Origin of the sequence: Rouxiella silvae, assembly GCF_002093625.1 — a bacterium.
Lineage (GTDB): Bacteria > Pseudomonadota > Gammaproteobacteria > Enterobacterales > Enterobacteriaceae > Rouxiella > Rouxiella silvae.
Genome location: NZ_MRWD01000106.1, coordinates 1 through 6,807 on the forward strand (window position 1 = coordinate 1; position 6,807 = coordinate 6,807).

Annotated in this window: 10 protein-coding genes; all 10 read right to left on the minus strand. The window is 46.2% G+C overall.

Going from position 1 to position 6,807, the window contains the following annotated elements:
• Window positions 1-254 (minus strand): hypothetical protein (locus BS639_RS25080; protein ID WP_206601183.1); only part of this gene is annotated, 254 nt, incomplete at its 3' end.
• Window positions 229-1,194, minus strand: coding sequence for a JmjC domain-containing protein (locus BS639_RS24295; protein WP_084984617.1), 966 nt, complete (start codon window positions 1,192-1,194; stop codon window positions 229-231). The genes BS639_RS25080 and BS639_RS24295, both read right to left, overlap by 26 nt.
• A 1-nt stretch (window position 1,195) precedes the next feature.
• The gene (locus BS639_RS24300) at window positions 1,196-2,485 is read right to left on the minus strand and encodes an MFS transporter (protein ID WP_139804185.1); all 1,290 of its coding nucleotides are present in this window, start codon (window positions 2,483-2,485) and stop codon (window positions 1,196-1,198) included.
• Window positions 2,475-3,590, minus strand: coding sequence for a HesA/MoeB/ThiF family protein (locus BS639_RS24305; protein ID WP_055783692.1), 1,116 nt, complete (start codon window positions 3,588-3,590; stop codon window positions 2,475-2,477). The genes BS639_RS24300 and BS639_RS24305 overlap by 11 nt, the downstream gene beginning before the upstream one ends.
• Window position 3,591: 1 nt before the next feature.
• A complete protein-coding gene (locus BS639_RS24310) occupies window positions 3,592-3,855 on the minus strand; it encodes a MoaD/ThiS family protein (protein WP_055783693.1) in 264 nt (87 codons plus the stop codon).
• Complete coding sequence (locus tag BS639_RS24315) at window positions 3,848-4,615, minus strand: HEXXH motif-containing putative peptide modification protein (RefSeq protein WP_055783694.1); 768 nt, start codon at window positions 4,613-4,615, stop codon at window positions 3,848-3,850. Before BS639_RS24315 ends, BS639_RS24310 begins: the two co-directional genes overlap by 8 nt.
• Entirely contained in the window at window positions 4,596-5,036 is a 441-nt protein-coding gene (locus tag BS639_RS24320) for a TfuA-like protein (protein ID WP_084984618.1), read from the minus strand. Before BS639_RS24320 ends, BS639_RS24315 begins: the two co-directional genes overlap by 20 nt.
• A gap of 12 nt (window positions 5,037-5,048) precedes the next feature.
• A complete protein-coding gene (locus BS639_RS24325) occupies window positions 5,049-5,285 on the minus strand; it encodes a hypothetical protein (RefSeq protein ID WP_084984619.1) in 237 nt (78 codons plus the stop codon).
• Window positions 5,278-6,519 (minus strand): YcaO-like family protein, encoded by a 1,242-nt coding sequence (locus tag BS639_RS24330; RefSeq protein ID WP_084984620.1) that lies wholly within the window; start codon window positions 6,517-6,519, stop codon window positions 5,278-5,280. The genes BS639_RS24325 and BS639_RS24330 overlap by 8 nt, the downstream gene beginning before the upstream one ends.
• A gap of 65 nt (window positions 6,520-6,584) precedes the next feature.
• Complete coding sequence (locus BS639_RS24955; RefSeq protein ID WP_158086949.1) at window positions 6,585-6,737, minus strand: hypothetical protein; 153 nt, start codon at window positions 6,735-6,737, stop codon at window positions 6,585-6,587.
• Window positions 6,738-6,807 lie beyond the last annotated feature (70 nt).

Genomic DNA, 6,807 nt, shown 5'->3' on the forward strand with positions numbered 1-6,807 from the left:
AATGCACAGCTACCACATCCTATTTCAGCGGCCATACAAATATTTTTATTCAACTTTAACTTCTGAATTATCCATCTAAGTGCATTATGTCCAACAAAAGAAAACTGACCCTCATTTTGTACAAAATCTTTTCCCAAGACATGTTTCAGACAAGACTGAAACAGAGTGCCATCACTCACACTGCTGTGTATCGTATTATAGGCCTGCACAGTACCACTTATACTGTCATTATTTATCAGTATGCGTTGTTTCATGTTTTAATCCGCAATCAATCATTTGTTCAATACAAAACGGAGTGGATATAAATTTCCGATGACTACTTTCAGTCAGAAACGATATGAGGTTTTCGGGTGTCATTATCTTTTCAAGCGTTTCATACAATGTGTCAACGTATTCCTGAAGCGCCATACCAGAAATAGACTTATCAATATCCTCCCGAAATTTGAGTTCTGTTCCCAATTTCTGGAGAAGATATTTGGTGAAATCGATGCCGTTTCGTGGCCGAAATGCAAATGAGATGTGCAATGAATGGCTACCGCAGGGCTCAGGGGCATGCCAGTAGCCCCTGGGCAGGTACAGGAAGTCATTTTCTTCCAGTGTCAGGCTTTCTGAGGGGGGCGAAGATGGGGGAGGCAATTCGTGTTTATTGTCACTGACCGGAGAGTTGAACGTGGGTGTCCATATATTCCATTTTTTTTTGCCGCTGAGCTGAAAAATCAGCGTCTCACTATTATCCCAGTGAGTAGTAAATCCCTTGCTGCTTCCGGTACTGAAGAATGCAGTAGCTCCTGTTCGCTCCTGAAATTCCGTGGCTATAGCACCGGCAAGATGACCAACCTGTGCAGATAAATCCTCGATGAAATCGATGGCCAGAGTTACACCAGAACTTACCGCTTCCATAACTCGTTCGGGCGCAATTTTTACGATGCGCTGACCAAGAGCTGTGGGCCCTTCCTCGTGATAACCTGCGGGATTTAAGGGTTTTCCATCCTGGACAAGGCGACAACGGGGGAAGGACAATCGGCGTGTGTTCAGAATGTCCTGCAGATCGCCAAGGGTCAAAATGCTTCCTGCAGCGGTTTCGGCTAACCGCGTTCGGTAAAGAGTCTTTTGTGAATAATGAGACAGTAAATCCCTGTAATTATCAGCCCCCAGAAGAGACGACAGGGTCGGAGGTGCTGGAGTTCGAGTCATATCAACCTCTCTCGGTGAATGCGTCTGGATAAGTTTTTGCGTAATAGCCCTGCATCTCCACTTCTTCCAGCGACAGGGCGTTTTTAAGATGCCATGACCATAACAGTATGGGCGCCACTAGGATCACTGCTATACCAGACAGAACTGCGAAAGGAATGACTCCGAGCCAGTGCATATACCAGCCTGCAATAATGACACCGAAGGGATTTGCAAGGCTTGAGAGGAATGCAGCCATCGCACTCATCCGTGTCCGGTAGTTCCCTGGAGTAGCCGTGGCACGTAGGGTACTCAGGTTCACATTGATAAAAATAAATGCCAGACCACTAAAAAATGCGAGTCCTATTGAAAGGTAGATAGTCGGTGCCAGCACGGTACCGATGACACTACAACCCAAGAGTAGAAACCCTGTAACAACATTCCAGAACCGTCCAATGCAGCTCTGCAGCAGAGTATTAAGGTACAGACTGCCTGTGAGCAGGCCGAGAGCAAACGAAAATTCATATGCCCCTAGATAAGAAGCGCTCAGATGAAGTTCAGTACTGATCCAGTAAGGAATCGTGACAGAAAAAAAGGGAAACATAGTGAAATTGATCAAGGCAGAAATAATAGCAATATGCAGTTCTGGCTTTACACGATACATAGCCGTGAATCCGCCACGCGTTTTACTGAACCAGCTTTCATGCTCACAGATTGCCGATGCGGTCAGAGATCCTTTTCCCATAAGTCGAAGAAATGTCAGTGCTGACGAGCTCTGAAGAAGGGCTGCAGTAAACAGTGCAAATCCAATACTGACAAAAGATATCAGTGTTGCTGCAATTACAGGTCCCGTCAGCATAATTACCGAGTTGATGGCTGAGCGACGGGAAATTGCCATGGATACATATCCTTCTCCAACCAGATCCGGAATAAGTCCCATAATCGTGGGTTCTCTGACTGCAATGACCGCACTCATACTGATAAGACCCACGGTTACAGCAGCCAGATGAAACTCCCCGCCAACGCCGGCAAGGCAGAACAGCGACATTATCGCCAGAATGATTATCTGGCAGATGAATATGAATTTAACCCTGTTGAACTGATCGCCAAGTGAGGCAAGAAATGGCTTGAGATATACCTCCGCAGCCACTGAAAAGGCAATCAGTGATGAAAATGCAACAGCAGAATTAGTTTCCTGCAGACACCACCATGCCAGAGCTAGGCGAAAGATATGCCCGGAAATCTGGCTGAGAGAGGTACCGGTCTGCAGCAGAAAAAAAACGGGTCCGAGGCTTTGAAAGCGATCAGTCATCATGTAAAGCATCCATGTTCTGTAATCGTAGTTTTTCAGCCTGTGTGAGCCCCATTACCCCGCCTTTCAGGCTAAAAGCCTCTCTGAAACCCTGGTCCTGGAGAAACAATGCCGCCCGGAGGCTGCGGCTACCAGATTTACAGTAACAGACGATGGGGTGATCGCGAGGAAGCATATCAATATGATCCGGGAGCTCCCGTAAAGGGATGTGCAGACCTCCTATAGAAAAGAATTCCCGCTCTGCTGACTCCCTGACATCCAATAACAGCATTTCAGGCCGGCGTATCTTCATCTCCAGTAAAAGGGATAAATCAATATTCTCAGAAGACTCTGGTGGATTGTTTTTTACCGCAGACGTGATATTCCGGCGAGGCTTTAACCGCAGCTGGGAGGTGCGGTTATTAAGAGCATCCCATGTCATGACTCTGTCACTGAGAACCTCACCTAGGCCTGTGACCAGTTTCAGGACCTCTCCAGCCTGCAAAGTACCGAGAACGCCGGGTAATACACCAAGAACGCCAGCATCACTGCAGTTTTCTCGTAATTCGGCTTGCGGTGGCTCGGGAAATAGATCTCGATAGCTAAGCACTTCCTGATCCTTTCCAGGATAATGGAAAACCGCCAGCTGTCCTTCGTACTGAAAAATAGAGGCATAGACCAAAGGGGTTTTTAGTTCGCCACAGATGTCATTGAGCAGATATTTCGCATCAAAATTATCCGTGCAATCAACAACAATGTCGAACCGCCGGACAAGAGTTCTAGCATTCTCCCTGCTGACTTTTTCCGGAAAAATCTCAATGGAAATAAAGGGGTTCAGCGCGCTGATACGTTCACCAGCCTTTTCTGCTTTACTCTCCCCGATATTTCTATGACTGAACAGCACCTGACGTGGGAGGTTACTACAGCTAATCGTATCGTGATCGGCAATCCCAATATGGCCAATACCGGCACCGGCGAGGTACTGTAGACAAGGAGCGCCAAGACCACCGCTCCCAATAACGAGGACCCGGGCAGCTTTCAGCTTCAACTGCGTCTGTTCGTTAAAACCGGGCAATGAGAAATGCCTTAAGTAGTATTCCTTTTCATCAGTAGATAATGAGTGTTGCATTTTAGCCTCCAGCTACAGCGGCAATGATTTGAATTCGCGAGTTTTCCTGCACCGGCATTGTTAAATCGTCAATCATCTCGTCATTAACAAAGATGTTTACGAAATTTCTCACCGTGCTGTCGTTGTTAAAGATCTGGGTTTTCAGCATGGGATAGCTTTGCACAAGAGACTCCAGAGCTTGCCCGAGCGTCAGAGCCGGACAGACAAATTCATCTGTCAGCGTGGTGTACTGCATCAACTGCCTCGGCAGAATTAATTTAGCCATAATGTATTTCCTCCCCCATCATCCTTACGATGCCCTTGCCTGTCTCGGTCAACTCCTTCATTTCCATTAACTGAGTCATGCATCCTGCGTAGTATTTCTCCAGAAAGAAAAGTCGTTCAGCTTCCTCTGAAGAAATGCAACCGTTGGTTTTCTTTCTCCTGTAATACACAAGCGTGCAGGCGGCAAAATGCGAAGCAAAAATGACCCCTCGGGCATCTTTGTTTTTGGTTCCGGAGGGCAACGTGTAATATTTTTCCTGGGTAGCCTCATAAAAATGGTTCATTTCACAAAGCATCCCCAACCAGACATGTGCATTTTCATGGATCAGGACTTCGGCTAGCCAGTGTTCACTCTTGAAAGCTTTATCACCTAAAAAAATCACTTGCGGGATATGATGATTGGTCAGACTGACCATATTTTTCCCCGCACTGAGTTTTCTGTAATTGACCGGCAATGAGAAGTAGATCTCCCATTCGGGGACAATGGTAATAATCGCTCTAATGGCTTCGTTAACCGCGAGTTCTTCTTGCGCAGAAAGCATGGCATATTCCGGATATTCAATTCCCAGTGCAGCATTCCTGTGTTGCACTGGGGCTTCAATTACATCCGGACTGAGGTAATCAGCAATCCGCGTAAAAACATTCAGCGCAATATGACGATAATGCGCTGTTAAAGTAATCAGAATTTGTGCATTAAAGGAGCCAGAGATCATTGGCACGCCACATATTTTGTCGATAAGGCTAATTGACGGGGTATTCATGGGAACTCCTGGTGGTCAGAAATGGCTGTTCACGGAAAAAACTCACTACATCACGACTTTTTAGCCGATATTTATCCATCTGGCTGAACAGGTCGCAAAGAGCCTGATTTTGACCATTCATCAGAACGTGAGATCTTTTTTTCAGGTAGCTGACTGTACGATCGCCAAACCACATATTCGTCAGTTCTTCCATTATCTGACGGCATATTTCAGGCGTTAGAATTGATAAATCGACAGCATCATTTAGCAATGATTCCAAGTGGACAAGAGGTTCGCTTACCGGAAACCAAGGTGTTTCTGTGCTATGCACCAAGGCAACATAATCGTCCGGTAAATCTTCATTCTCAACGAACTGCTGAAAAACAGAACCATAGCCCTGCATTCCCAATGCGTGCATCTCTGCGGCCCTGATGGCCCCCATTGAGCTCAGTCCTCAGACCTGCCAGCCGAGACTCAGCGCATTTTTGATCTCGACATGGGACACCGCGGGAAAGTCGTGATAGGTTCCATCCACGATAACAATGATAGACGGTAATTCCTGCTCGATAAGCTGTTGAATGTCTCCACGTCTTACCGGAGGTAACACCTGGGTGCGAGGCGGGATAAAGTCACTCAGCTCTAGGTTGTAAGATGTGGGGCCGATATAAAGGAATAGAGTATCGTTATGCATCTTTACACCCAAAACGTAGCTTTTTGCGACGGAAAGCTTCCAAGAAGCGTGGTCCAACTCTCTGCATCTCGCTTTCGATAAACTCAGCATATGGCACAACCACACGCGCCACACTGAATGGAAAACCTGGTGGACTGAGTTCGTATACAAAACAATGATGTATGTCCTGATCCGCCATTCGGGTTTTAATACCCAGCCAAAGAGCATCCAGAGTATCCGGTGGAGAAAAGAACTCTTCTTCATCGAGGAAGGAAGTTATACGATCACTGCTCAGTATCGTACTTCGAAGGTCACTGACAATTTCTTGTTCATTTAACTTCGAATTAGCCTGATAAAAGTTAATTCTTTTGACAATATCATCCCGTCCGCCGTGAATATGGGTTAGCCGGCTCTGTGCTGCCTCAGTTATCGCCCGGGTTGCTGCAATTTCTGCATCGGGATGCAAACCATAGCCATCCGCGACAGAAATCGGACTGTCGATATCAGGCTCGAGAACAAAGGCAGAGTAGAATGGCAATTTCCAGATATTGGTTGTTTTACGTAGCGCTAACAGCAAACCGGCAGCCTCGACTTTCTGACGCAGCAGTCTAACCACTTCTGGCTCTGTTGAAATATCCACAAGAGCTGAGTGATGATAAAGGCTGTCAAACGATTTAACATCACGCTCAAGGACTTCGCATACTCCGTGAACTACGGCCTCTATCAGGGAATTCCCTGAGCAAAGACCATTTGTTGTTGTACCACCATAAAACGAGCGCTGACCTTCGAGATTAACTGGGTGAAAAATGAGCTCTGCGGGAATTAATGCGGTTAATCCGCTGATGATATCGGTGGCTTCAACGCAGTTAACTTCTTCATCCTGCGAGAAAGTTATACCCAGTTTCGTACCAAAGGCGGAGAATGGCAGGCCTGGCGGTAGAGAAGCCTGAACATCCTTGAGCTGGCATTTTTTGATGCGGTGTTGATGCTTTTTACCTTCGGCCAGAGAGAACTCTATAGACTCCATGAACGCGCCAATTTTTGCTTCACTGGCCAGAAGCCCTTTTCCATTGTGTACATTCAGCGACCCACGGGCAGCATAAGGTCTAATTCCTGCATACACAGGCATACCAATTTTATCGAGCCAGGTGATATCTGTTACCCTTGTCACCCCCATTGTTCTGGCTACTTGTCGCGCAAGCACCAGAGACTCTTCCGCAGTACGAATCCTCATACTTGAACTGAGTTTGTACATACCATCTCCTGTATTAAAACTGCTCTGTAATATTCAACAGAGCAGTATATTTTGCTCAATATTAATTAATCGTCGTAGGTAATCAGATCGTTGTTTGCGTTATGGCCTCCTAAGCCACCACCAATGCCAACCGCGGCTTGTTGCTCAAAAAACTCCACAAGTTCAGAGGAAATATCTTCAGAGATATTCAGGTTCAGAGAGTTCGAAGTCTCATTCATAATTTAAACCTCATTAATTTCGATTAATAATGTAATAAACCAGAGCCATTATTTAGCCCCTATCGAGAGT